Annotated in this window: 20 protein-coding genes; 12 read left to right on the top strand and 8 right to left on the bottom strand. The window is 54.3% G+C overall.

All coding sequences use genetic code 11. The features are described from left to right. The first annotated feature begins 22 nt into the window (after positions 1 to 22). Entirely contained in the window at positions 23 to 733 is a 711-nt protein-coding gene (locus tag HBA49_RS10695; RefSeq protein ID WP_225866063.1) for a hypothetical protein, read from the top strand. 199 nt (positions 734 to 932) lie between these two features. Next, positions 933 to 3569, top strand: coding sequence for a heavy metal translocating P-type ATPase (locus HBA49_RS10690; RefSeq protein WP_005519470.1), 2637 nt, complete (start codon positions 933 to 935; stop codon positions 3567 to 3569). An 87-nt stretch (positions 3570 to 3656) separates the two neighbouring features. Here the strand turns inward: HBA49_RS10690 and HBA49_RS10685 are convergent, their stop codons facing one another. After that, complete coding sequence (locus tag HBA49_RS10685; protein WP_005524283.1) at positions 3657 to 4718, bottom strand: DUF222 domain-containing protein; 1062 nt, start codon at positions 4716 to 4718, stop codon at positions 3657 to 3659. Between the two features lie 60 nt (positions 4719 to 4778). Further along, entirely contained in the window at positions 4779 to 6410 is a 1632-nt protein-coding gene (locus tag HBA49_RS10680; RefSeq protein ID WP_005524090.1) for a hypothetical protein, read from the bottom strand. Between the two features lie 285 nt (positions 6411 to 6695). Here HBA49_RS10680 and hemE point away from each other — a divergent pair, with 285 nt between their 5' ends. Continuing rightward, positions 6696 to 7793, top strand: coding sequence for a uroporphyrinogen decarboxylase (gene hemE, locus HBA49_RS10675; protein WP_050773660.1), 1098 nt, complete (start codon positions 6696 to 6698; stop codon positions 7791 to 7793). Between the two features lie 43 nt (positions 7794 to 7836). Beyond that, on the top strand, positions 7837 to 9240 hold the full coding sequence (locus tag HBA49_RS10670; protein WP_005524730.1) for a protoporphyrinogen oxidase: 1404 nt from the start codon (positions 7837 to 7839) through the stop codon (positions 9238 to 9240). A 10-nt stretch (positions 9241 to 9250) separates the two neighbouring features. On the opposite strand, the gene HBA49_RS10665 is transcribed toward HBA49_RS10670, so the two are convergent. Beyond that, positions 9251 to 9619, bottom strand: coding sequence for a winged helix-turn-helix transcriptional regulator (locus HBA49_RS10665; protein WP_005524528.1), 369 nt, complete (start codon positions 9617 to 9619; stop codon positions 9251 to 9253). A 139-nt stretch (positions 9620 to 9758) separates the two neighbouring features. Here HBA49_RS10665 and HBA49_RS10660 point away from each other — a divergent pair, with 139 nt between their 5' ends. The 7 genes from HBA49_RS10660 to ccsB all read left to right on the top strand — a co-directional run bounded on the left by HBA49_RS10660 (position 9759) and on the right by ccsB (position 16777). Further along, positions 9759 to 10379, top strand: a complete 621-nt coding sequence (locus HBA49_RS10660; RefSeq protein ID WP_005524363.1) for an NAD(P)-dependent oxidoreductase — start codon at positions 9759 to 9761, stop codon at positions 10377 to 10379. Between the two features lie 29 nt (positions 10380 to 10408). Next, positions 10409 to 11737, top strand: a complete 1329-nt coding sequence (hemL, locus tag HBA49_RS10655; protein ID WP_040431292.1) for a glutamate-1-semialdehyde 2,1-aminomutase — start codon at positions 10409 to 10411, stop codon at positions 11735 to 11737. 87 nt (positions 11738 to 11824) lie between these two features. After that, on the top strand, positions 11825 to 12433 hold the full coding sequence (locus tag HBA49_RS10650) for a histidine phosphatase family protein (RefSeq protein ID WP_005524152.1): 609 nt from the start codon (positions 11825 to 11827) through the stop codon (positions 12431 to 12433). Continuing rightward, positions 12434 to 13027 carry a TlpA family protein disulfide reductase gene (locus tag HBA49_RS10645; RefSeq protein WP_005519490.1) on the top strand — a complete coding sequence of 198 codons (594 nt, stop codon included), beginning with the start codon at positions 12434 to 12436 and terminating at the stop codon, positions 13025 to 13027. A gap of 54 nt (positions 13028 to 13081) precedes the next feature. Next, the gene (locus HBA49_RS10640) at positions 13082 to 13888 is read left to right on the top strand and encodes a cytochrome c biogenesis CcdA family protein (RefSeq protein ID WP_005524612.1); all 807 of its coding nucleotides are present in this window, start codon (positions 13082 to 13084) and stop codon (positions 13886 to 13888) included. A gap of 129 nt (positions 13889 to 14017) precedes the next feature. Continuing rightward, positions 14018 to 15583, top strand: coding sequence for a cytochrome c biogenesis protein ResB (locus HBA49_RS10635; RefSeq protein ID WP_225866068.1), 1566 nt, complete (start codon positions 14018 to 14020; stop codon positions 15581 to 15583). A 141-nt stretch (positions 15584 to 15724) separates the two neighbouring features. Further along, complete coding sequence (ccsB, locus tag HBA49_RS10630; RefSeq protein WP_005524644.1) at positions 15725 to 16777, top strand: c-type cytochrome biogenesis protein CcsB; 1053 nt, start codon at positions 15725 to 15727, stop codon at positions 16775 to 16777. Between the two features lie 60 nt (positions 16778 to 16837). Here the strand turns inward: ccsB and HBA49_RS10625 are convergent, their stop codons facing one another. Both HBA49_RS10625 and HBA49_RS10620 read right to left on the bottom strand, forming a co-directional pair. Continuing rightward, entirely contained in the window at positions 16838 to 17152 is a 315-nt protein-coding gene (locus HBA49_RS10625; protein ID WP_005523995.1) for an ArsR/SmtB family transcription factor, read from the bottom strand. A 100-nt stretch (positions 17153 to 17252) separates the two neighbouring features. Beyond that, the gene (locus tag HBA49_RS10620; protein WP_005524087.1) at positions 17253 to 17609 is read right to left on the bottom strand and encodes a hypothetical protein; all 357 of its coding nucleotides are present in this window, start codon (positions 17607 to 17609) and stop codon (positions 17253 to 17255) included. Positions 17610 to 17747: 138 nt separating this feature from the next. On the opposite strand from HBA49_RS10620, the gene HBA49_RS10615 reads away from it, so the two are divergent. After that, positions 17748 to 18113: a DUF4229 domain-containing protein gene (locus HBA49_RS10615; RefSeq protein ID WP_005524327.1), complete on the top strand. Its 366-nt coding sequence runs from the start codon at positions 17748 to 17750 to the stop codon at positions 18111 to 18113. Positions 18114 to 18147: 34 nt separating this feature from the next. Here the strand turns inward: HBA49_RS10615 and HBA49_RS10610 are convergent, their stop codons facing one another. The 3 genes from HBA49_RS10610 to HBA49_RS10600 form a co-directional block, all read right to left on the bottom strand. After that, complete coding sequence (locus tag HBA49_RS10610; protein ID WP_370443783.1) at positions 18148 to 19092, bottom strand: 1,4-dihydroxy-2-naphthoate polyprenyltransferase; 945 nt, start codon at positions 19090 to 19092, stop codon at positions 18148 to 18150. A 96-nt stretch (positions 19093 to 19188) separates the two neighbouring features. Beyond that, positions 19189 to 20526, bottom strand: coding sequence for an o-succinylbenzoate--CoA ligase (menE, locus tag HBA49_RS10605; protein ID WP_005524642.1), 1338 nt, complete (start codon positions 20524 to 20526; stop codon positions 19189 to 19191). Positions 20527 to 20536: 10 nt separating this feature from the next. Then, positions 20537 to 21493, bottom strand: coding sequence for a 1,4-dihydroxy-2-naphthoyl-CoA synthase (locus HBA49_RS10600; protein WP_005524711.1), 957 nt, complete (start codon positions 21491 to 21493; stop codon positions 20537 to 20539). Between the last annotated feature and the right edge of the window lie 41 nt (positions 21494 to 21534).

Below are 21534 nucleotides of genomic sequence, written 5' to 3'. Positions count from 1 at the left end.
GCAGAGAGGAAGAATAGACTTGGTGAACTCACCGAATATCACCGATCCGCCAGCCTCGACGGGGCGAAGGCGGCGTTCTTCCACGTCCAAAAAACGCTTGTGGAGTCCTAATACTAAGACTCCGAAACATGCCCAAACGGATAATGGAAGACGAGACATAAAGGATGAGCTGGGCCGACCAGAAACCGTTGTGTTAGCCGTAAAGGCATGGGCGTTTGTCCTGTTCTTTGAAGTAATTCATCAGATCATTGAAGTTATAGAGAAGATTCTCAATCGAGAAGAAACAGCTCACCAGATAATCCAAAAAACCGGTGACCCACAGATTAATTCCGATGCTACACAGCAGTTACATGTTGTAGTATTCAGCATTATTGGAGGGGCCATAGCAATAGTGTTTGTTGGCATTATCTTTGCGCTTGTAAATAGCTTCAATAAAGCCACAAAACGGGCTTTTTGGGCTCGACGTGCTCTTGCTTTTTATGGGTTATATCTGGGGGTGCGAATAGTTTTTATCTATACTGAAATTAGCACGATTCCGGCTAACTCATTGCCAATAGCATTTTCTGCTATTGATGGGGCAATTGCCATTACGGTTGGCGTCATTGCATTGGTGGCGGTGGTTTTGGGTGCGCGTGATGACTCCCTAAAATGGGTGGGGGAAACACCCGTAGGATTTTCACCACCGCCTAACGGCAATGGGCACGATGAAAAGAAAGACGAACGCAAAAAATAGCAAAAGCAACGTATGTTAGTAAGTGCTGAACATATTTGTCCAGCCTTATCCTCTGAATACCGCCATTGGCAGCAGCGTAGTGCCATAATGGCGGTATATTACGTTCAACCACTATTCAGGAAGCCAGGGGGTTGTTGTTGCAACCCCCGAAAATATTTACATATTAGCTTTTGTAGTACTCATTGGGAAGGATGACATCATGGCGGAAACTCCCGCAGCAGCTAATGTTTCGGATTCTGCCGATCGCATCTCACATGCAACATATACATCCGTATCTAGTGCGATATCGCGGGCAAAACAGGCCGCAGCAGATGTTGGGATTAACACAAATGATCTTCACACACATGAATTTTCTGAAGAGTATTTCCAGGGTCGAACCTCTTTTGCTTTCGAACTTACCGGGCTAGACAGTGCCACTAGCATAGGTGAAATCGAAGAAGCCTTGGAACAGCTCAATGGTGTGAAAGCCCGGATCGTTTATACATCGAATATGGCGTGGATTTCCGCAAACCGTGGTGTGGATATTTCGGCACTAGTAGGCATCTTCAAACACTATGGTATTGAGGCAAATTTAACTGATTCATCGTTACGCCGGCGAATGGCTTGGTCCGATGTTGAAGAAGGCCGGTATAGGAGGTCGCGGCGGCAGCACCGCCGTAAGCACTTAGCCCAACAACATTTTTTGCATAAACAAGCACTTGAAGAGGAAAAACAGCTAGAATACCTACGCAAATCTGGTTTTCTTGACGGGGCAGAACAACGATTTGTCCATAAAGAACCTACAGATGTGCTTTTTACCGCTCGGAATCTCATTACTAGGTGGCGGCTATTCGCCAGCGCATTCCTCACCATTCCGGTAATCGTGATTTGCTACATGCCAAGTCTGCAATTCAACTATTGGCAGTGGTTCGTTGCTCTGCTTAGTTTCCCAGTAGTAACCTATGGTGCCTACCCATTTCATCGGTCATTTATTGGTGGGCTTCGACGAGGCATGTCTGCGCTAGATGGCGCTAGCTCCGTTGCTATTACGCTCGCATATTTATGGTCGCTAGCGCTCATTATCTTCACTGATGTGGGGAAGATATCATATCGTAGTGACTCTGAACTTTTTGCTATCAAATTGGCGGCATTCGAAAATGGTGCACTATTCTTCGACGTTGCTTGCGTTATGACGTTTTTCCTATTGGCTGGTCGAATTTTTGTGCGTAAGAGTCGGGCCAGTCTTCCCGTGGAATTATCCCAATACAAACCTGTTCCAAATAGCACTGTTATAGTGGTGAAAAAACTACGTAATAATGGCAAATCAATAGAACAAGAAGTACCAATACAAAAGCTTAATGTTGGTGATGACATTATTGTGCCCGCTGGTGCTATCATCCCTGTTGATGGGGTGGTTATTGGCGGGTCAGCGATCATTGATGCATGCGTTCTAGGGCTAGGAAAAATCGCTACCAAAGTAAACGGCAAAGTTTATGCTGGTTGTGTTAATGGTGAAAAAGCACTAAAAATCAGAGTTGTTGCCACAGGACATCGTACCTGGCTTGCTGCGGTTTATCGGTGGGTGGCTATTTCCTCAATAAACCAAGACCATTCTGATGCTCTTGCAACAAAAACTGCCTCTTTTTTAGTCCCAACAGCCATAGCCATCGCGTTCACGGATTTTAGCCTTTGGGCGCTTGCTACGAACAACGTCAACCAGGCATTCGCCACAGCACTAGCCGTTTTAGGATGCGTGGCACCTGTGGCATTGGCGGTTTCCGCATCCGTTGCCATGCGTCAAGGTATTGAAAATGCGGCACGTAAAGGTGTGCTCATTCGAGATGCCCAAACGGTTCGCAGGCTCGATCAAGTCGACACTATTATCTTCAACCGGGTGGGGGCGTTAAGTGAAGGCGAAATGACGGTGGAGACGGTCACCGCTGGTCGTGGTGAAAATCCTGATTTAGTGCTTCGTGTCGCAGGTGTTCTCACCCTGGAATCCGATCATCCTGTGTCGCGGGCGTTAGTGCGCGCAGCTCGGGAGCTGCGGGATTCGTCTTCCAATAGTTCTATCCCGGGTTGGATTGAGGTGAGTCAGATTGAAGTTGATGAACTTGGTAATTTCACCGGTCTCATTGAACTTCCCGTGAAAGATTCCGAAGGGCATGTCGAAAACCGCAGTGTTGAAGCAAAACTATGGCGACCTAGGAACCTTTCCGACCTGCAAGGTCGGTTAGCCGCCGCCGCAGTGTCTGACGGCACCCCAATAGTGGTTCGATGGAAAGGCAAAGACCGTGGGGTCATCACTCTACATGATGAAGCGAAGCCTGATGCCACAAGTTCCGTAGATGCACTTGAAGCAATGGGCATTGAAACCATGATGCTGAGTCGAGACACCTATCCGGTTGCCCGCCGTTACGGTGATTCGGTGGGGGTTTCTCATGTATTAGCTGGTATCCAACCTGGGCAAAAGGAACAAACTGTCCGCAGTGTACACAACCATGGTGCAGCTGTGGCAATGGTTGGTGACGATAGCGTGGATGGCTGTTTCAGGGTTGCATCTGTAGGCGTCATGGTTGGGGCAATGACTAGTCTGCCTAATCCTTCCCATTTAGAAGACACCGCTGCAGACGTGGTTCTGCTTGATGGTAAAACCAGCCCAATCCCTTGGCTTTTCTCTGGTGCGCGACGCATGAACCGGCTCATTCAAAGTAACTTCCTGTTTGCATGGTTATACAACGGTATCGCCATCGCTGCCGCATGCCTGGGATTATTGCATCCTATGCTGGCAACCGTATTGATGTTGGCGTCATCACTGTTGATTGAGTTCCGATCCACGCTATCTCGAACCTTCTAAACAGGGTTCATCAATCAATAATCAGGCCATAATAAACTTCCCAATGGTTGATAAGGATGAGTAAATAGTTGGTGCTACCAGAAAGAACTAGGCTACCTGTTTCGCCGAAGTATTTGAGGCCTTTCCTGCCGGGACTTTCGGGGTTTCTGGCTGCGCCATTGGTTTCATCGATACTTCCGGCATTTCCGGCGTCTCTGGTACCTGCGGCACCCCCTGCGACGACTTCGACATTTCTGGTGCATCCAAGATGTCAGTAGTACCGGAATCCGAAACCAGAAGTCCTTGAGGTGCATCCGCCTGCGTAGGGGTTGTGGATGTCGCGGGGGTCAACCCCAACGCTTGCAACTGGGCAAGTGACGTGTGGTGGATAGCGGCAGCAACGTCCTGAAAATCATCCACGTTACTGACCGTAAAGGTGCCCAGCCCCTCAATCATTAACGCACCATTGTGATCCGTGGCGCCTAGAAGAGTAACCGGCGGATCCGCTAAACGCGTCACATAATCATGGAGAAGCTTCTCCACAGGCTGCTTCGTATGGGCAGCCGCAGCCGTAATATAGCGGTGAAAACCGACAGCTTGCTCCTTAGCGATCCGTAAGGTGATTTCCGTGACCCCACTCGGTAATTCGGTCACAACAACCGGCTTGTCCTTATTCGCCCGAGCCCGGGCACGTTTTTGCGCCTGCGCCTCGGCTTTCTGCCGTGCTTTCTCATCCACCTTGATCCGTGCTTGAATCAGCATCGACCGCAAGGACGCAGGGGTGATCCATTCCGATTCGTCACATAACGCATGAAGCTGGGGTTTCATTTGCTTGAACTGCGCTTTTGACAGCCCAGTGAGATGCTTGCCAATGATCGCCAGACGAGCAATATCAATAGTGCCATTTTTGTGAATGGCTGCGCAGATAGTGGGGTAGCGGCGCAGCATTGTGACCGCCGTAATGAGATAAACCGCGTGAGCCTTGACCACACCAAATGTGCTCATGATGAGGGCACACAGTGCAGTTTGGCTGAGATTATTTTTCTTCTTCGTCACCGCCAACAAGTGGGCGAAGACCGTCCGATTATAGTTGCACGTTGCAGCCTGCATGTTTGGCAATTCGGCAGGGTTCTTCTGCTGGCGCTGACGAGTGTGATTGCGATGAGACATGATGATAGTGCTCCTAACACTGTATTTGAGGGAAAACTTTGGGCGTCGAAAAGCAAAAGGCTAACCAATAAGGCCTGTCCTAAAATCGTTGGGCGTGCGTTCCTGCGGATCAATGCGCACCCATGTTCCAATCACGCCAGGGACCGTGGGTGGATTCTCCCCCAACAAATCGCGGGCATTAGGAGTTTGTGGCATGTGCTGCAAAACCCCATGTACCTTGCCCTTCTTTGGCGTATGATCCGCGCTTACTTCGGGAATCACAGATGGTTGCTGTACCTGCCGTTGCGACAGAGACATTGCAGATGCTGTGGTAGCCATGTGCGCCACCGCATTCGAAGTTGATGCCGAATGAGACGATGCAGCATGACGAACCGGACGACCATGAACACCGCCCAAAAATCCCGGAAAACCAGTGGCAGCGCCTCGTGACCCCACCTGAGAACCAGCAGATACAGCCTGGGCATCAACCCCCGCAGGCTGCGTTGCAATATGTGCCGCAGTAAGTGCCGAACCCCCTAAAACCCCACCAAGGCGCGGCGACCCTAACGGGGTGGAGGAACTACCGCCAACGGCACCTGCACCACTCGCCGATGCTTCAACCGCCCCCTGAAACGACGAGCCCACAGAGGCACTCACATGCGAGCCCGCATAGCCACCGCCACCACTAGCAGCATCGGTATTCAACTCTGCCATCGACTTTGAATCCACATGACACTCATGTTTGTGGGATTGTGGCTGCGCCAACTCAACAGCAGACTCCGACATTTCATGCCCCAATTTCTCAATCGGGGGCTGGCCGTTAGAACCACCAGCGAGCTGAACCAGCCCGTCACCAACAACGGAAAGCACCTGAGTCAAGTTACGAATAGCCGGCACCGCACCCATGAGTGCTTGGCCAAAAAGCGCCCGAAACTTCACCAAAATTGCCGCCTCAATGCTCTCACGCTCCGCAGGCTCCGGGATCGCCAACAACAAAGTTCGGGCAGTCATAAGTCCAGGAAGAAACGCTAAAGCGATTGCCGCAAAATAGCCGACAGTGCCAGCCATGCCGGCACTCGTGAGAGAAAACGCCTCCGCAGTTGCCGCCATGGCAGTAAGAGTCTTATGAGCTGCGCAAATAGCATCACCACTATTTTCTTTAACTAAATCATTGGCGATGCTACTGAGCTCGGCCGAAGCCTGATGCGAGATCGACGACATGGTAGTCCACGACGTGAGGGCCTGATGGGCTTGCTCATGATTAGTGCTGGTAAGCCTGGCAATGACATCATCGAGTGATACTGGAATCGTGGGAATGGGGGTCGGGAAACTGAAATCCGCAAAACATGGAGTAGGGTTCGGAGCATACGTTGCGCGAATCTGCTCAACCAAATGCTGAACATCACATGATGCTAACGCTTTGCCAAAAACACAGTCCTGCCCCAGGAATGATTGCCGATTGAGGTCAAGAGTGTGACGGCCCCAATCAACCTGTTCCGCCAACGACTGGGCGACCGTTATGGCACTTCCAACACTTCCGTATAACACACACCCATGGGTTGCGCCGAGCTCGCTCAGCTCCGACATGCCAGAATATGAGCCGCAAAGAGTGTTATTGCTGGCAGTATCAATGAGTGAATGGGTGAGGTCAACGACATTTTTGAGCCGTAGCACCCCATGGGAAAGGGACATTGCGTTAATAGATAAGTTCATGGGATTCTCCTCGAATGATTGCTGGGATAGTGGGGAAGACAACGCGGCCTATTAGTGGCTTATCGACGAGCCATAGGCGGCCTGTCGACGGCGCCAAGAGTGGAAACCGCCATTTTCGCCCTCATATAGTTGGACCGAAATTGGCCACTTTTTGGCCAACATAATTTATATGATTTTCATCACACCTCTTGGTGGCTTGTCTACCAATAAAAAGTTGTGTGTGGGGGTAGTGGGAAAGGTGTGGCTTGCTTTGCAAAGGTTGGGGGACACGGCATACTTTTGGCTATGACTTTTGTTGCGCGCTCTTCACGTAAACGAACATTGACCAATGCGCCATTGATTGACGCAATTACTCCTGGCGTGCGGGAACAACGACGTGCCGTGTGGTTTATGCGGCAAGCGGGCCGGTCGCTGCCGGAATATCGGCAGGTTCGCGCCGGGATTGACATGCTTGATTCGTGTTTTATGCCGGAACTCTTAGCTGAGATTACGTTGCAGCCGGTACGTCGTCACGATGTTGATGCTGCGATTCTATTTTCCGATATTGTGGTGCCGCTGAAAGCTGCTGGTGTGGACGTCGAGATTGTGTCGGGCCGTGGTCCGGTGGTGGCGCAGCCAATTCTTAGCATGTCGGACGTGGATAAATTGCCTGTTTTAGACTCGGATATTGATGGAGTTATGGCAGGTGTAGGTATTATTATAGATAATCTTACCTCGTCGCAAGCATTGATTGGGTTTGCTGGGGCTCCGTTTACTCTAGCTAGTTATCTGGTTGAGGGTGGGCCGTCGCGTAACCACGAAAAGACCAAAGCGATGATGCATGCACAACCGGAAACATGGCATGCTTTGATGCGGAAGTTAACCCCGACGATTACTCATTTTTTGTCCATGCAGATATCGGCTGGGATTGACGCTATGCAGCTTTTTGATTCGTGGGCGGGCTTCTTGACGGAGCGGGATTATCGGGAATACGTACTGCCTTATTCCATGGAGATTTTCGCGGCGATTGCTGGGGCGGGCATCCCAAGGATTCATTTTGGGGTGGGTACCGGTGAACTTTTAGGAGCGATGAGCCAGGCTGGTGCTGATGTGACTGGTGTGGACTGGCGGGTGCCGCTGGATGTGGCTGCGCGGCGTATTCATCATGCAGTAGGGCCAAAGTCGGTGCAAGGGAACCTGGATCCGGCACTATTATGTGCGGGCGAAGAAGTGGTGCGTGCTGAGGCAGCTCGGATCTGTGCTGAAGCGGATCGTGCTATTTCTGCTGGCCATGCGATTGGTCATATTTTTAATTTAGGGCATGGTGTGTTGCCAACAACGGATCCTGAGATGATTACCCGTGCGGTATCGTTGGTGCACGAGATCACACCACCACAAATATAGGTACTATCTAATAATAATTAGTCTGGTTAATAGGGAGTTTTATATGCGGGTTGCAATCATTGGCGCTGGCCTATCAGGGCTTACTGCGGCGTGGGAGATTCATTATCAACACCCCGGTGTTGAGATAGAGATATTTGAGGCAGCCGATCGTATTGGTGGCAAACTCTATACGGTGCCGTTTACCGCGGGGCCTACTGATATGGGCGCCGAGGCATACCTGGCTATACGTGTGGATGCCACACAATTTTTTACCCAATTAGGGTTAAGGGATGAGCTGGTAAAACCATCAGGATTACCATCATTATTGTATTTCAACGATGCGGTGCATGAGATGCCTCGGAATACTGTGATGGGGATTCCCGCATCGGGCAGTACCGTTGCCAAACTTGTTGATATTCACACGCAGGCACGCATTGATGATGAAGCGGATCAACCAGGTATTGCCTGGGTTGCCGGGGTTACGGAAATGTCTCTGGGTGGATTAGTGCGGGCCCGTTACGGCGATCAAATTGTTGATCGTCTTGTTTCAGTTTTTCAGGGCGGGGTTTTCTCCTGTATCTCTGATGATCTAGGAATTCGGGCCACTATCCCGCAATTAGCTCAGACTTTTGATGATATGGCGAGCAGTGGTGAGAAAGTGACCCTCTCTGGTGCCGTCAATCGAATTTTAGAGCGACAAAAGGCCGATCACACAAAGCACGCAAAAAATTACCGCCCACAGGTATTTGGTGCCTTCCGCCAGGGGTACCAGCAACTGTATGAGACCTTGGCGGAGCAATCAGAGGCAACCATCCACATTGACGCATTTATTTCTGGTGTGGCGAAAAAATCGCAGGGGTTTGTACTGAAAGGTGCTGGTAGTGGCTTCTATGACAGGATATTATTCGCCACGCCGGCCCCAACCACTGCGATGCTTGTTAAAGACATCATGCCTGCTGCCGAGGCGCCGCTGAAGGCTGTGAAGCTAGCATCTTCCGTTGTTGTAGGCATGAAGTTTGCCTCCGATGAGGGGTTGCCGGATAATTCCGGAATTTTGGTGGCGACGAACGAACCTGGTGTGAAGGCGAAAGCTTTCACATTTTCATCAAAAAAATGGCCGCATATCGGTGCGCGAGGTGGGGCCCTGGTGCGGGCTTCTTTCGGCCGTTTCGGTGATGACGAAATTACCCGATGGGAAGAAGACGCCCTGGTGGATCAGGCCCTTGATGATTTGCGAACCATCACGGGTTTTGATGGGCGCGCAGCCGGGTTAGACGAAATTTATGTACAACGCTGGTTTGGTGGACTGCCGGTGTATTCGCCCACTCATTTGGCAACGGTCGCCGAAATCGAAGCGGTGGTTGCTGATACCGAAGACGTGGAAATAGCGGGTTCCTTTATGCGAGGTGTGGGGGTACCTGCGGTTATCGCAGATGCGCGAGCCGCCGCCCACCGCTTACTAAAATAATCGGTCATGGTTACGGGTGTGGGGGTTGTCGATGACCGGTAAGACTGGTGCCTGATGCGGATGCGGAATAAATTTCGCCCCACCACCGCAACGTATCCAGCACCGGTTTCAGGCTTGCCCCTAACTCTGTGAGCTCGTATTCCACCCGGGGCGGTACCTCGGCATAGACCGTCCGGGTTAACAACCCATGCTTCTCCATTTGCCGCAGATTACTGGTGAGCACCTTTTGAGAAATGTGCCCAATGCTGCGTTGTAATTCATTGAACCTGCGTGGCCCATCCATGAGGTCGCGCAGAATGAGCGCCGACCATTTAGTGCTCAGGAAAAATAGCGTGGTCTCTACTGGGCAGGTGGGAAGATCAGGCTTTTTTATTTCCATGCTTTTGCCCCTTGACCATTAATAGTATCTATTCGGTTCCTACGGTACTTTATAGTGCCTTCTTCCCAAAGGATACTGCTCTCTTTATGCTTTGGAACACACCGGAAAATATTCCAAAGAATTCGCAGGAGAGGAACACATGCGCATAGCAGTCATTGGTGCTACCGGAAAAGCGGGAAAACTCATCGTCCAAGAAGCAGTCAACCGTTCCCACGAAGTCACCGCAATTAGCCGACGCCCTCACCCAAATACCCCAGCACAACACACGCTTGTCAAGAACGTTACCGATCTCACCACAACAGACTTCAAAGCCATTGACGTGGTCATTTCCGCCCTAGGGTCACAACAAATTGTTGAACTCACAACCCACCTTGGCCAGATCCTGTCCGGTACCGATACCCGACTCGTGGTTATTGGTGGCACCGGCACGCTTTACACCACCCCGGCACGTACCGAGCGGTTGGTTGATTCCCCGAATTTTCCGGCCGAATATCGAAAGTATGCTGAGGCTCATGCCGCGGCTTCCGCTTCTCTGCGCGGTATCACTGGTTTGAAGTGGACCGCTATCAGTCCGGCGGCCAATTTTCTGCCCGATGCCCCGGCTCGCCATGATTACGAGTTTGCAGGCGATGTTTTCACCGTCGGTGCCAGTGGCATAAGTGAGATCAGTTATGCGGATTATGCATCCGCGCTGGTTGATGAGGTAGAAAACACCACCGGGACCCATATTGGCGAGCAAATTAGCGTGCGTAATCGCTAATGCATCCCACAAAACCTACAATAGGGTGCATGACTTTTTCCCCCGCATATCCAACTTCAGCGCACGTAGCTCGTTCTCGGGCATTTATGGAGCGCGCTCAACATGTCATTCCGGGTGGCGTGAATTCACCGGTTCGAGCTTTTGGGTCAGTTGGGGGGCAGGCTCGGTTTATTGCTAAGGCACACGGTTCGAAGCTTTACGACGTTGATGGCAACCAGTACGTTGATCTTGTGAATTCCTGGGGGCCGATGCTTTTGGGGAATGCTCACCCGGAAATTCTTGCTGCTGTGACTGAGACCATGGCGAATGGTTTGTCGTTTGGCGCCCCAACCGAGGCCGAGATTGATCTTGCGGAAATGATTGTTGACCGTACTAGTGTGGCGAAAGTCCGCATGGTCAATTCCGGTACTGAGGCCACCATGTCGGCGGTTCGTTTGGCCCGTGGGTTTACCGGTCGCCCTAAAATCCTGAAGTTTGAGGGCTGCTATCACGGCCATGTGGATGCGCTTCTTGCCGCCGCCGGTTCGGGGGTTGCTACTTTTGCGTTGCCGGATTCTCCTGGTGTTACTGGTGCGACCGCTGCCGACACTATTGTCGTGCCCTATAACGATATCCAGGCTGTCGAACAAGCGTTCGCCGAGAATGAGGGGCAGATCGCTGCCGTTATCACCGAGGCTGCCGCGGGCAATATGGGGACCGTTGCCCCCCATGATAATTTCAATGCGAGGTTGAAAGATCTATGTCACAGCAATGGGGCTCTTCTCATTCTTGATGAGGTAATGACCGGGTTCCGTACCTCTTATTCCGGCTGGTACGGCGTCGATAATGTTGCGGGTGACCTCACCACTTTCGGTAAAGTCATCTCAGGGGGGCTCCCCGCGGCCGCGTTTGGTGGCCGCGCCGATATCATGGACCATCTTGCCCCGGTGGGCCCTGTCTACCAGGCTGGCACATTGTCCGGCAACCCTATCGCCATGGCGGCCGGGAAGAAATCCCTCGAACTAGCAACCGAACAAATATACGACATTATTCGTGCTCATGCTGATCGGCTTGCCGATCTCATCCATGATGCGCTTGGTGCCGTCGGCGTCGCCCATCACATTCAACGCGCCGCCACCATGCTTTCCGTACGATTCGCCGACGGGGAAGGCCATAATTTCTCCGACATGAAACAGGCGGACACATTCCGTTACGCACCGTTCTTCCACGCCCTTCTCGATAATGGTGTTTACGCGCCACCCAGTGTTTTTGAAACCTGGTTTGTGTCCGCGGCCCTCACCGATGACGACTTTGACCGCATCGAAGCAGCCCTCAAACCAGCAGCTCAAGCCGCTGCGGCAGCCCAAGGCATCGGCTAACGCCTCCTATGACAAGTGGCTCAATATCTAGCCGCCACATACCCACACGGTAACCACTAACGGAAAACGGAAAGCATCCCACCCATCATGTCCCACACCATCATTCACCTCGTTCGCCACGGCGAAGTCTACAACCCTGACCGCATCCTCTATGGTCGTATCCCCGACTATCATCTCTCCGCCCGCGGCCAATCCATGGCCGCCGCCACCGCCCAATCCTTCGCCAATCACGACATTGCGCTCCTCTGGTCCTCCCCCCTGGAGCGTGCACAAGAAACCGCCGGCCCTATCTCCGAAACCACCGGTGTCGATATCACCCTCGATGACCGCCTCATTGAGGCGGGGAACCGGTTCGAAGGCCTCCGCGTCAACTCCTGGCGCTCCCAACTCATCAACCCGATCCGTTGGCCCCTCATGTGGAACCCCGCGCTTCCCAGTTGGGGTGAACACTACGTTGATATTGCCGCCCGCATGATGGACGCCGTCGACTCCGCCCGTCGACAAGCAGCCGGGCATGAGGGGATACTCGTCACACACCAACTCCCCATCGTGTGTGTGCAACGTACCGTCCTGGGCCAACCCCTCGCCCACAACCCCAGTAACCGGGTATGCGACCTGGCCAGCGTTACATCATTAGTATTCCGCGGCGACCAACTGGTAGATTACCGCTACAACGAACCAGCCCAGGAGATATAAATGCCGCACCCCCGCTGCCTCATAGCATCACTCTTAGCCGCCATCACACTGGCGCTCGCCGCATGCAGCACCGACACCGCAGGTAAAGACGCAGTAGCAGTAGGGGGAACCTTCCAATTCCACTCACCCGGTGGCGAAACCGTCATCACCTACCCCGAAGCCGATCGCAAACCCATTGCTGACATCACCGGCCCCTCCGTCACCGACCCCAACACAGAAGTCAAACTCGCCGACTACCAAGACAAAATAGTTGTCCTCAATGCTTGGGGCCAATGGTGTGGCCCCTGCCGCACCGAAGTCGACGACCTCGAAGAAGTCCAAGAACACCTAGCGAAAACCGGCGGCACCGTCATCGGCATCAACGTCAAAGACACCCAGTCACTAGCAAAAGACTTCATACAAGACAACGGGATTACCTACCCCAGCATTTATGACCCGCCCTTTAAACTAGCTGCCTCACTCGGGGGTATACCCGCATCGGTTGTCCCCACGACAATCGTGTTAGACAAACAACACCGGCCTGCCGTAGTCTTCCTCCGCCAAATCACCGCACAAGAACTACTCGATGCCATAAAACCCCTCGAAACAGCATAAAACCCCAGCATAACAACCCGCCTGGGAGCACATCAGCCTAGGAATACGCCAAAAATGCTCACCACCGCCGCCATCGGCACAACTTTCGCCACCACCGCAGCCACCGGGCCCCTCTTCCTCGGCATCCTTGCCGCCATGGCCGCTGGCCTCGTCTCCTTCGCCAGCCCCTGCGTCATCCCCCTCGTGCCCGGCTACATCAGCTACCTCGCCGGACTCGTCGGCGGCACCGTCACCTACCACGACAATAACGGCCCCCTCGTCACCAAACAAAGCCGACTCAAAGTCACCACCGCCGCCCTCCTCTTCGTTCTCGGCTTCACCACCATATTCATCCTCACCAGCGTCACCGTCTTCGGCGCTATCAGCTTCCTCACACTCAGTAGTGCCATCCTCATGCGCATCGGCGGCGCTATCACCATCCTCATGGGCATCATCTTTCTCGGCGGAATCCCCTTCCTCCAACAAGAAAAACGCATCCAGCCCACCACCACCTGGTCCACCTGGGTAGGCGCTCCTCTCCTTGGTGCGGTCTTCGCCTTAGGCTGGACCCCCTGCCTTGGCCCCACCCTCGCATCTATCATCTCCGTCGCCGCCGGCACCGAGGGAATGACCGCCGCCCGCGGCATCCTCCTCATCATCGGCTACTGCCTCGGCCTGGGCATCCCCTTCATACTGGTAGCATTCGGCTCCACCAAAGCCATGACCGGTGTCGGCTTCCTCCGCCGTCACAGCCGCACCATCCAACTGATTGGCGGCATCACTCTCATCCTCGTTGGCCTAGCACTCATCACCGGACTCTGGGGCGACTTCATTAACTGGATACGAATCATCACAAGCGAGTTTGGGGCAACCCTTATCTAACCGCTAGCGTTAACCCTAACCACAACTGGTTCACCCCCAACAAACCAGTAACCACCACTAAAACCGCAAGGGAGCAGCGTGAAAATCCTTCTCGCAGCAATCAAAAAAGCATGGCACTGGCTCACCAGCATGCGCACCGCCCTGGCCCTCATGTTCCTGCTCGCCCTGGGCGCAGCACCCGGCGCCCTCCTCCCACAACGCTCCCTTAACGAGGACAACGTCACCGAATACCTCAAAAACAACGGCAAAATCGCCGAAATCTACGACAAACTGCAACTCTTCGACGTTTTCAGCTCCACCTGGTTCAACTCCATCGCAGTCCTACTGTTCATATCCCTCATCGGCTGTATTCTGCCGCGTTCCCTAGACCACTACAAGCAACTGAAAACCCGCCCAGTGCGGGCACCGAAAAACCTCAGCCGGCTCCCACTCAACGCCGTCGGCATCGTGAATAAACCCCTGCCGGAGGTAGAACAACACATCACCACCTTGTTCAAAGGCTGGCATCTTGCCGCATACACCAAAGAAGAAGACCGTGCCGGTCAACGCTCCTTTTCCGCCGAAAAAGGCTACAGTCGGGAGCTCTATAACCTGCTCTTCCACCTGGGGCTCGTGGGCATGCTCGTTGCCATGGCCATCGGCCGCATGGTGTACTACGAAGGACAAGTCATCGTCATCGCATCCGACCGGGATGATGTCAACTCCCAATTTTGCAATACCGCCACCGCGAATTTTGATTCATTCCGCGCCGGGCTGCTTTTCGACGGCACCGGCCTGAACACCTACTGCCTGGATGTACACAACTTTTCCGCCAACTATCTTCCCAATGGTCAGGCGGATTCCTTCCGCTCGGACGTGTCCTATGCGGTCGGTGATGAGATCAACACGGATTCCGCCAGCTGGAAGCACCAGGAAATATCCGTGAACCACCCGCTGCGGCTTGGCGGTGACCGCGTCTATTTGCAGGGTCACGGTTTCGCTCCCACATTCACAATCAAATGGCCGAACGGGGAGGAGCGCACACAAACAGTACAGTTCCGCCCCGACGACCTCACATTTTTCCTGTCCTCCGGCGTGGTCCGATTCGACCCACCGGCCGGCATGTACCCGGATCTGTACGAACGCAGGCAACACCAAATCACCATCCAAGGCCTCTTCGCGCCAACCGCGGCCTGGAGCGGTGACAATAACGATATTCTTTCCTCCAGCTACCCGGCCATGAACGACCCGGCGGTGGCAATCGACATTTATCGGGGCGATAACGGCTTGGATTCTGGTACTAGCCAAAACATTTTCACCATCGACCCGACGCAAGTCCACACTGGTCAGCTGCAAAAGATCGAACGAGTTAACCTGACGAAACAACAGTCGGTGACTTTGGACGATGGCACGGAAATTACTTTTGTTGGTGCGGAGGAGTTTGCTAATTTCCAGGTGTCATACGATCCGACACAATACTGGGTTTTGGTGTTCACGATCGTGTCGTTGGGCGCTTTGGTGGGGTCGTTGACGGTGAAGCGGCGGCGAATTTGGGTGCGGTTAGAGCCGGTGAGTGATACCGAAACCCGGGTAGAGACCGCAGGTTTAGCACGCACGGATCGCGCCGGGTGGGGGGAGGAATACCACAAAATTCATCGGCAATTATTGGGGTTGCCGGATCCCGACGATGACGATGATGATGACGCTGGCCAGTGATGAATATTGGTGTTGGTGGCCGATAATGCCCGTGACGATGGTGGATGGCGGGTATGGTGCGGCTAGGGCTTTGGTTATGCCGTTAGTGAGAGTATTCTCTAATCAGCATCGCATACCCCCAATAATGTGAGGTTATTACCTATGAATGTTGACCACACGCTTGCGTCGTTTTCGGATTACGCGTTTTTCAGTGCCTTTATTATTTACTCGTTGGCCTTGGTGCTTTCCGTGGTGTTTTATATTAAGCGGCAGGGATTGGTTGATCTGGAGCGGGAGCGGCAGGAACATGAGGATGTTGCATCTCATGAGCATCAGCTGGTGTCGGTGGGTTCGGATTCCGCCCCGGTTGCTGCTGATTCCACGGCCTCATCCGCATCGGACATGTCGGATGATGCTGAGAAGAAGATTGCTGGTCTTATAGCTGCGCGGGAGGCTTCGGCCGAGAAATTTGCTGGCATGACTCAGTCGGTGGTGTGGCTGGGAATCATGGTGCATGTGACGTCGGTGGTGTTGCGCGGGTTGTCGGCAGGGCGGTTCCCGTTTGGTAATCTTTACGAGTACATCACTGAGATCACGATGTTTACCATGATTGTGGCGGCGTTTTATTTGCAGCGTAAGGACCTGCGGGTGTTGTGGCCGTGGGTGCTGACCCCGATTTTAGCGTTGCTGTTTTTTGGCGGGACGAAGCTTTATGTTGATTCCGCCCCGGTGGTGCCGGCGTTGAAGTCGTATTGGCGGGCGATCCATGTGGGGTCGGTGTCGATTGGGGCGTCGATAGGCATGGTGTCTGGTGTGGCATCCTTGCTGTATTTGTTGCGGATGTGGCAGCCGGTGGGGAAGGAACATGGATTCTTCGGTTCGGTGGCGAAGCCGTTGCCGTCGGCGAAAACGCTGGATGCGATTGCTTACCGCACGATCATTGTGACCGTTCCGGTGTTTGGGCTGGGTATTGTGTTGGGGGCTATTTGGGCGGAATCAGCGTGGGGCCGGTTTTGGGCGTGGGATCCTAAGGAAACCGTGTCGCTGATTACCTGGATGCTGTATGCGGCCTATTTGCATGCCCGGGCGACCGCCGGGTGGCGGGATGCCAAGGCCGCGTGGATCAATATTTTGGGCCTGGTGACCATGGTGTTTAACCTGTTTTTCATTAACCTGGTTGTGTCGGGTTTGCATTCCTATGCGGGTTTGAATTAGCCGGGTGCTTGTCGACGCCCACCGTTGCGGAGGTTCGCCCAATCCTTTTATGGTTGGGCTTTAGAGCGAATCAATGAGTCTATGGACGCGTCGAAAGGTGTCGGGCACGAGCTTGTAGTAGGCCCATTTGCCGGTTTTATGGCGGGTCACCAGGTTGGTGTCCATGAGTTTTTTCATGTGGTGGGTGACGGTTGGCGGCGATACCTTTAGGGCGTCGGAAAGCTCAATGGCGCAGATATTGGTGCCTTGATTTTGCGCTAGGATATACAGGATTTGGAGACGGGTGGGGTCGCTGAGAGTCTTGAATAATTGGGTTGCCTTCAGCCGTTGCAGGGGAGCGTTGTCACACTCGGAAACCACCAATGATGAACGCATGCTACCACTATAAAGGCAAGCTTTAGCTAAGTAAATTAAGGCTACCCTGTGATTATTGGCGGGTTTTTATGCGGTTTTCCCAACACCAGCTGGTGTTTTCCTACGTGTCGGAGGTGTCGGGCCGGGGCGAATTCTTGTCACTTGCTGCCGGTTTTGTGTCATCCGAATTATTATCCGCAGCAGCGGTCGTGTCGGTGGGGGAGGGGCGATTATAGCGGGCTTGAGCGCGCCGAATCCGTTCCTCTTCCTGTCGTTGGGCTTCTTCCTTCGCGCGGCGTTGCTTGAATTGTCGTTTTTCCAATTCCCACAGGAACTCTTCATCATCATCGGGCCCTTTGATGAGGGGTTCCTGGGGTGCGTCGAAAAGCATGGCACGTTTCCACGACTGTGGCCCAAATGCCCGCCACACCAAATACACGGCTGCGACAAGCAGCAACAAAACGATAATGCGACCCACGGTAACATGCTCCTTGAATCAGTGTGATGGTTAATGATATTGATGGGGACAATTCACCAGTTTAGGCACAAATGCACTACTTGACACGCCATAGTTGCGACTAGCTTGTTTGCATGTCATTGAGTAGGGTTTTTACACGTGAGCGAAGACCCAACTCCACATGAAGATCACACCCAATCAAGCGCCTCACCCGATCCGGCATCAGCACCCCCCGAGCGGGATCCCCAATTACGCCGTGAGGCACGCAATAATGTCATCAAATACGGCGCCGCCAGGTTTGGCCTATTCCTGGCCCTCACCATCTTAATCCAGCTGGTTTCGGCCCTCGTTGTCGAGCCGCTGCCCATTTACATCGCTGCACTGTTGGCGCTCATCGTGGCCTTCCCCCTGTCTGTTTTCGTTTTTAAGAACCTGCGGCTAAAAACCACCGCCGCCGTGGCCGAATGGGATGCGCAGCGCAAAGCATACAAGGAGTGGGTGAAGCAGGAACTATCCTCCAGGTAACCACGCTGGCGCACCACAAAAACTGGCGTAGCTGTTAGCTGACGAAAATGAGCACAGCGGTGGTGAGCGTTGCCCACACCAGCATTGCCCGCCCAGTCGTGCCTAGCACTGGTATCAAAGCCGGGCCAACCGCACCGTACCGCACCGGGCCGCTGGCCACATACACAAGTGGAATAATAACCAGCCCGAGTAGTGCCCACGGGGTGACCACTACCGACAAAATTATGGTCACCACCAGCGGTGAGATCACCAACAGGTAATACAACACCCGGGTCTTTGCGTCCCCTAGCCGTACCGCCAACGTGATTTTGCCCGTCTGCGAGTCCGTGGGGATATCCCGCAAATTATTGACCAAGTTGATGCTTGCCGACATGGCTCCGATTGCGCACGCTCCCACCACCCCGGCGATATCCACCCGTCCCGCCTGGGTGAACTGCGTGCCCAACACCGCCACCAAACCGAAAAACACAAACACCGCGATCTCCCCCCAGCCGCTGTAGCCGTAAGGATTTTTGCCCCCGGTATAAAACCAGGCAGCAACGATACACACCATGCCCACCAGAATGAGCCACCAGGAGGACAACAACGACAACACTGTGCCTGCCACCGCGGCCACCCCAAACGCCCCGAACGCCGCCAATTTCACCTGCAATGGTTGGGCAATCCCCGACCCCACCAACCGTAGGGGGCCGCTGCGGGTATTATCAGTGCCCCGAATCCCATCGGAGTAATCATTGGCGTAGTTCACGCCTATAATCAGCGACCAGGCCACCACCCCGGCCAGAAACGCCCGCCATAGGTGCATGCCCCCCTCAGCAGTGCCATAAACCGTGTGGATTGCTGCCCCAGTTCCAACAACGACGGGGGCGAATGCATTCGCCCAGGTGTGGGGTCGTGCCCCCGCCAACCATTCACGCAATGTGGGATGGTTATGTTCCCGCGGATGTGCGGCGGTTGTGGTCTCTGTCATGCATACCATTGTGCTGTGCACACCCGCCGAATCACAAAGCCCACGCTGGTGCCCCACAATCATCACACAACCACCCCCAAAGCAGTGCTGAAACCACACAAAAATCTAGAATAATTGGGTCACTTTGTTTCGGTCGATTTTCCCCAAACTTGTGCGCGGTAGTTCGGCCACCCGCTGAATATGTTTGGGAATCTGCCACCGTGGATAGTCCTGAAACGCCGCAATAATGTCCTCCATGTTGGCGGAACCCATGTATGCGGCCACGATGGCTTGCCCCAGCCGCTGGTCGGGAATCCCCACCACGCACACATCATCCACCCCGGCAATGTTAATGAATACCTGCTCCAACACCTCCGGGTGGATTTTTAACCCCCCAGAATCAATGATGGTGTCAATCCGCCCCGTCACTCTCAACACCCCATTCCGCAACAAACCCGTGTCTGACGTGCGATAAAAACCAGGTCGGGAGAACGCCTCATGGTCTGGGAAGTTGCGGTATCCCTGCGCCACCATTGGTCCACCGACCATGATTCTTTCGTTTTCCAACCGGATCGTCACCCCGGGCAGCGGTAATCCGTTATAGACGCACCCACCTGTGGTTTCTGCCGACCCATAGGTGGTCACCACTCTGATCCCCAGTTCGCGGGCGGCCCGCCGATCATCATCAAGCAGAGGGCCGCCACCCACCAGGATGGCGTCGAAAAGCCGCAGTGCCTCGATGCCCTGCAACGTGTCCATGCCTTTGAGCAGCTGCATTGGGGTGAGGGCGGTATAGCAACGCGCCGCATCCGCCCGTAGCTCCTCCGCCGCGTCCGCGAACTCTGCCACCTGAAACCCCGCCGACAAGTCGACGAACGTGGGGTCGATGCCCGCCACCAATGATCGCACTAGCACCTGGATGCCCGCTATGTGGTGCGCCGGCAACGCCAACAGCCACGCCCCCGCACCGCCTAAAAACTGGTGGGTGGCATCCGCCGACGCCACTAAATTCACCGCAGTGAGTTGCGCCCCCTTGGGGATACCGGTCGACCCGGAGGTGGCCACCACTAACGCCACCTCCGGGTCGATTTCCGTCCCGGCGCGTAATTGTTCCGTAAGCAGCTTGGTGCGGTCCAGGTCGTCGGCGGGGATGGGCAGGAGCGTTCGGGTGCCGGCTATGGCTTCTTCAATGGCGTCGAGGAAGGGGTAGGGGTCGGTGGGGAGGACTGGGAAGGGCTCAAGCAGGTGATTATCCGGGTTATTTGCGTCGCTGGTGGCGTCATCGGGTCTGTCGCCGTCACCCGCATGCGGCTCATCACCCTCATCACCGTCACAATCGGCCACGCCCGAATTCGGGGAATCCAGCGCGGGGTCTGCCAGTGGGTTTGTTGCCGACCTGGTTGGCGGTTCCGCGGGGCCAGGCGTGGGATCCGGCGTGGGGTCGGGGAGTAGGTTGTGGGTCATGGTTTTAGTTTTAGTAGTAGTAGGGGAAGGGGGACCAGTCTGGGTCGCGTTTTTCTAGGAAAGAGTTTTTCCCTTCGACAGCCTCATCAGTCATGTAGGCGAGCCGGGTGGCTTCGCCCGCGAAAACCTGTTGCCCCATGAGGCCATCGTCGGTGAGGTTGAAGGCGAATTTGAGCATGCGTTGCGCGGTGGGGGATTTCCCGTTGATTTCTTGGGCCATGGTGATGGCTTCGTCTTCCAGGTCGGCGTGGTCGGCAACAATGTTGACGGCGCCCATGCGGTGCATGGTTTCGGCGTCGTAGGTGCGGCCGAGGAAGAAGATTTCTCGGGCAAATTTTTGACCAACCATTTTGGCCAGGTAGGCGGAGCCGTAGCCGGCGTCGAAGGATCCCACATCGGCGTCGGTTTGTTTAAAGCGGGCTTCCTGTCGGGAGGCGATGGTGAGGTCGCACACCACGTGGAGGGAATGCCCGCCGCCGGCCGCCCAACCGTTTACGACGGCGATGACGATTTTCGGCATGGTGCGGATGAGTCGTTGGACTTCAAGAATGTGGAGTCGGCCGCCTTCGGCTTTGGTGCGGGCTTCGTCAACGGTGTCGGCGGTGTCCCCGTGGGCGTAACGGTAGCCGGAGCGGCCGCGGATGCGTTGGTCGCCGCCGGAGCAGAAGGCCCAGCCGCCGTCTTTCGGGCTGGGTCCGTTGCCGGTGAGGAGAATGCTGCCCACGTCGGGGGTTTGGCGGGCGTGGTCGAGAACCGTGTAGAGTTCGTCGACGGTATGGGGGCGGAATGCGTTGCGGACTTCGGGCCGGTTGAAGGCAATGCGGACAATACCATCTCTCCGGTGGGTGCCGATATGCCGGTGGTAGGTGATGTCAGTGAGGTGTTCGAAGCCGGGAACCGGGTTCCAAAGTTCGGGTTTGAAGGGGTTTGGGGATGCTGGTGTGGTTGTTGGCGTGGAAGCAGTCATAGCTGTAAAGCTTAGCGGGCGTGCGGTTTCTGTCACTACTG

Origin of the sequence: Corynebacterium matruchotii (assembly GCF_011612265.2) — a bacterium.
GTDB classification, from domain to species: Bacteria; Actinomycetota; Actinomycetes; order Mycobacteriales; family Mycobacteriaceae; genus Corynebacterium; species Corynebacterium matruchotii.
Note: the sequence above shows the minus strand (reverse complement) of the source record. Positions and strands in the feature narration are given on the sequence as shown.

Excerpts from the sequence above, each read along its gene's own strand:
- HBA49_RS10610 (WP_370443783.1), bottom strand. The coding sequence starts at position 19,092 with ATGGTATGCATGACAGAGACCACAACCGCCGCACATCCGCGGGAACAT.
- HBA49_RS10650 (WP_005524152.1), top strand. The coding sequence starts at position 11,825 with ATGTCCCACACCATCATTCACCTCGTTCGCCACGGCGAAGTCTACAAC.
- HBA49_RS10645 (WP_005519490.1), top strand. The coding sequence starts at position 12,434 with ATGCCGCACCCCCGCTGCCTCATAGCATCACTCTTAGCCGCCATCACA.
- HBA49_RS10680 (WP_005524090.1), bottom strand. The coding sequence starts at position 6,410 with ATGAACTTATCTATTAACGCAATGTCCCTTTCCCATGGGGTGCTACGG.
- HBA49_RS10660 (WP_005524363.1), top strand. The coding sequence starts at position 9,759 with ATGCGCATAGCAGTCATTGGTGCTACCGGAAAAGCGGGAAAACTCATC.
- HBA49_RS10625 (WP_005523995.1), bottom strand. The coding sequence starts at position 17,152 with ATGCGTTCATCATTGGTGGTTTCCGAGTGTGACAACGCTCCCCTGCAA.
- hemE (WP_050773660.1), top strand. The coding sequence starts at position 6,696 with ATGACTTTTGTTGCGCGCTCTTCACGTAAACGAACATTGACCAATGCG.
- menE (WP_005524642.1), bottom strand. The coding sequence starts at position 20,526 with ATGACCCACAACCTACTCCCCGACCCCACGCCGGATCCCACGCCTGGC.
- HBA49_RS10665 (WP_005524528.1), bottom strand. The coding sequence starts at position 9,619 with ATGGAAATAAAAAAGCCTGATCTTCCCACCTGCCCAGTAGAGACCACG.
- ccsB (WP_005524644.1), top strand. The coding sequence starts at position 15,725 with ATGAATGTTGACCACACGCTTGCGTCGTTTTCGGATTACGCGTTTTTC.
- hemL (WP_040431292.1), top strand. The coding sequence starts at position 10,409 with ATGACTTTTTCCCCCGCATATCCAACTTCAGCGCACGTAGCTCGTTCT.
- HBA49_RS10640 (WP_005524612.1), top strand. The coding sequence starts at position 13,082 with ATGCTCACCACCGCCGCCATCGGCACAACTTTCGCCACCACCGCAGCC.
- HBA49_RS10685 (WP_005524283.1), bottom strand. The coding sequence starts at position 4,718 with ATGTCTCATCGCAATCACACTCGTCAGCGCCAGCAGAAGAACCCTGCC.
- HBA49_RS10690 (WP_005519470.1), top strand. The coding sequence starts at position 933 with ATGGCGGAAACTCCCGCAGCAGCTAATGTTTCGGATTCTGCCGATCGC.
- HBA49_RS10635 (WP_225866068.1), top strand. The coding sequence starts at position 14,018 with ATGCGCACCGCCCTGGCCCTCATGTTCCTGCTCGCCCTGGGCGCAGCA.
- HBA49_RS10600 (WP_005524711.1), bottom strand. The coding sequence starts at position 21,493 with ATGACTGCTTCCACGCCAACAACCACACCAGCATCCCCAAACCCCTTC.
- HBA49_RS10670 (WP_005524730.1), top strand. The coding sequence starts at position 7,837 with ATGCGGGTTGCAATCATTGGCGCTGGCCTATCAGGGCTTACTGCGGCG.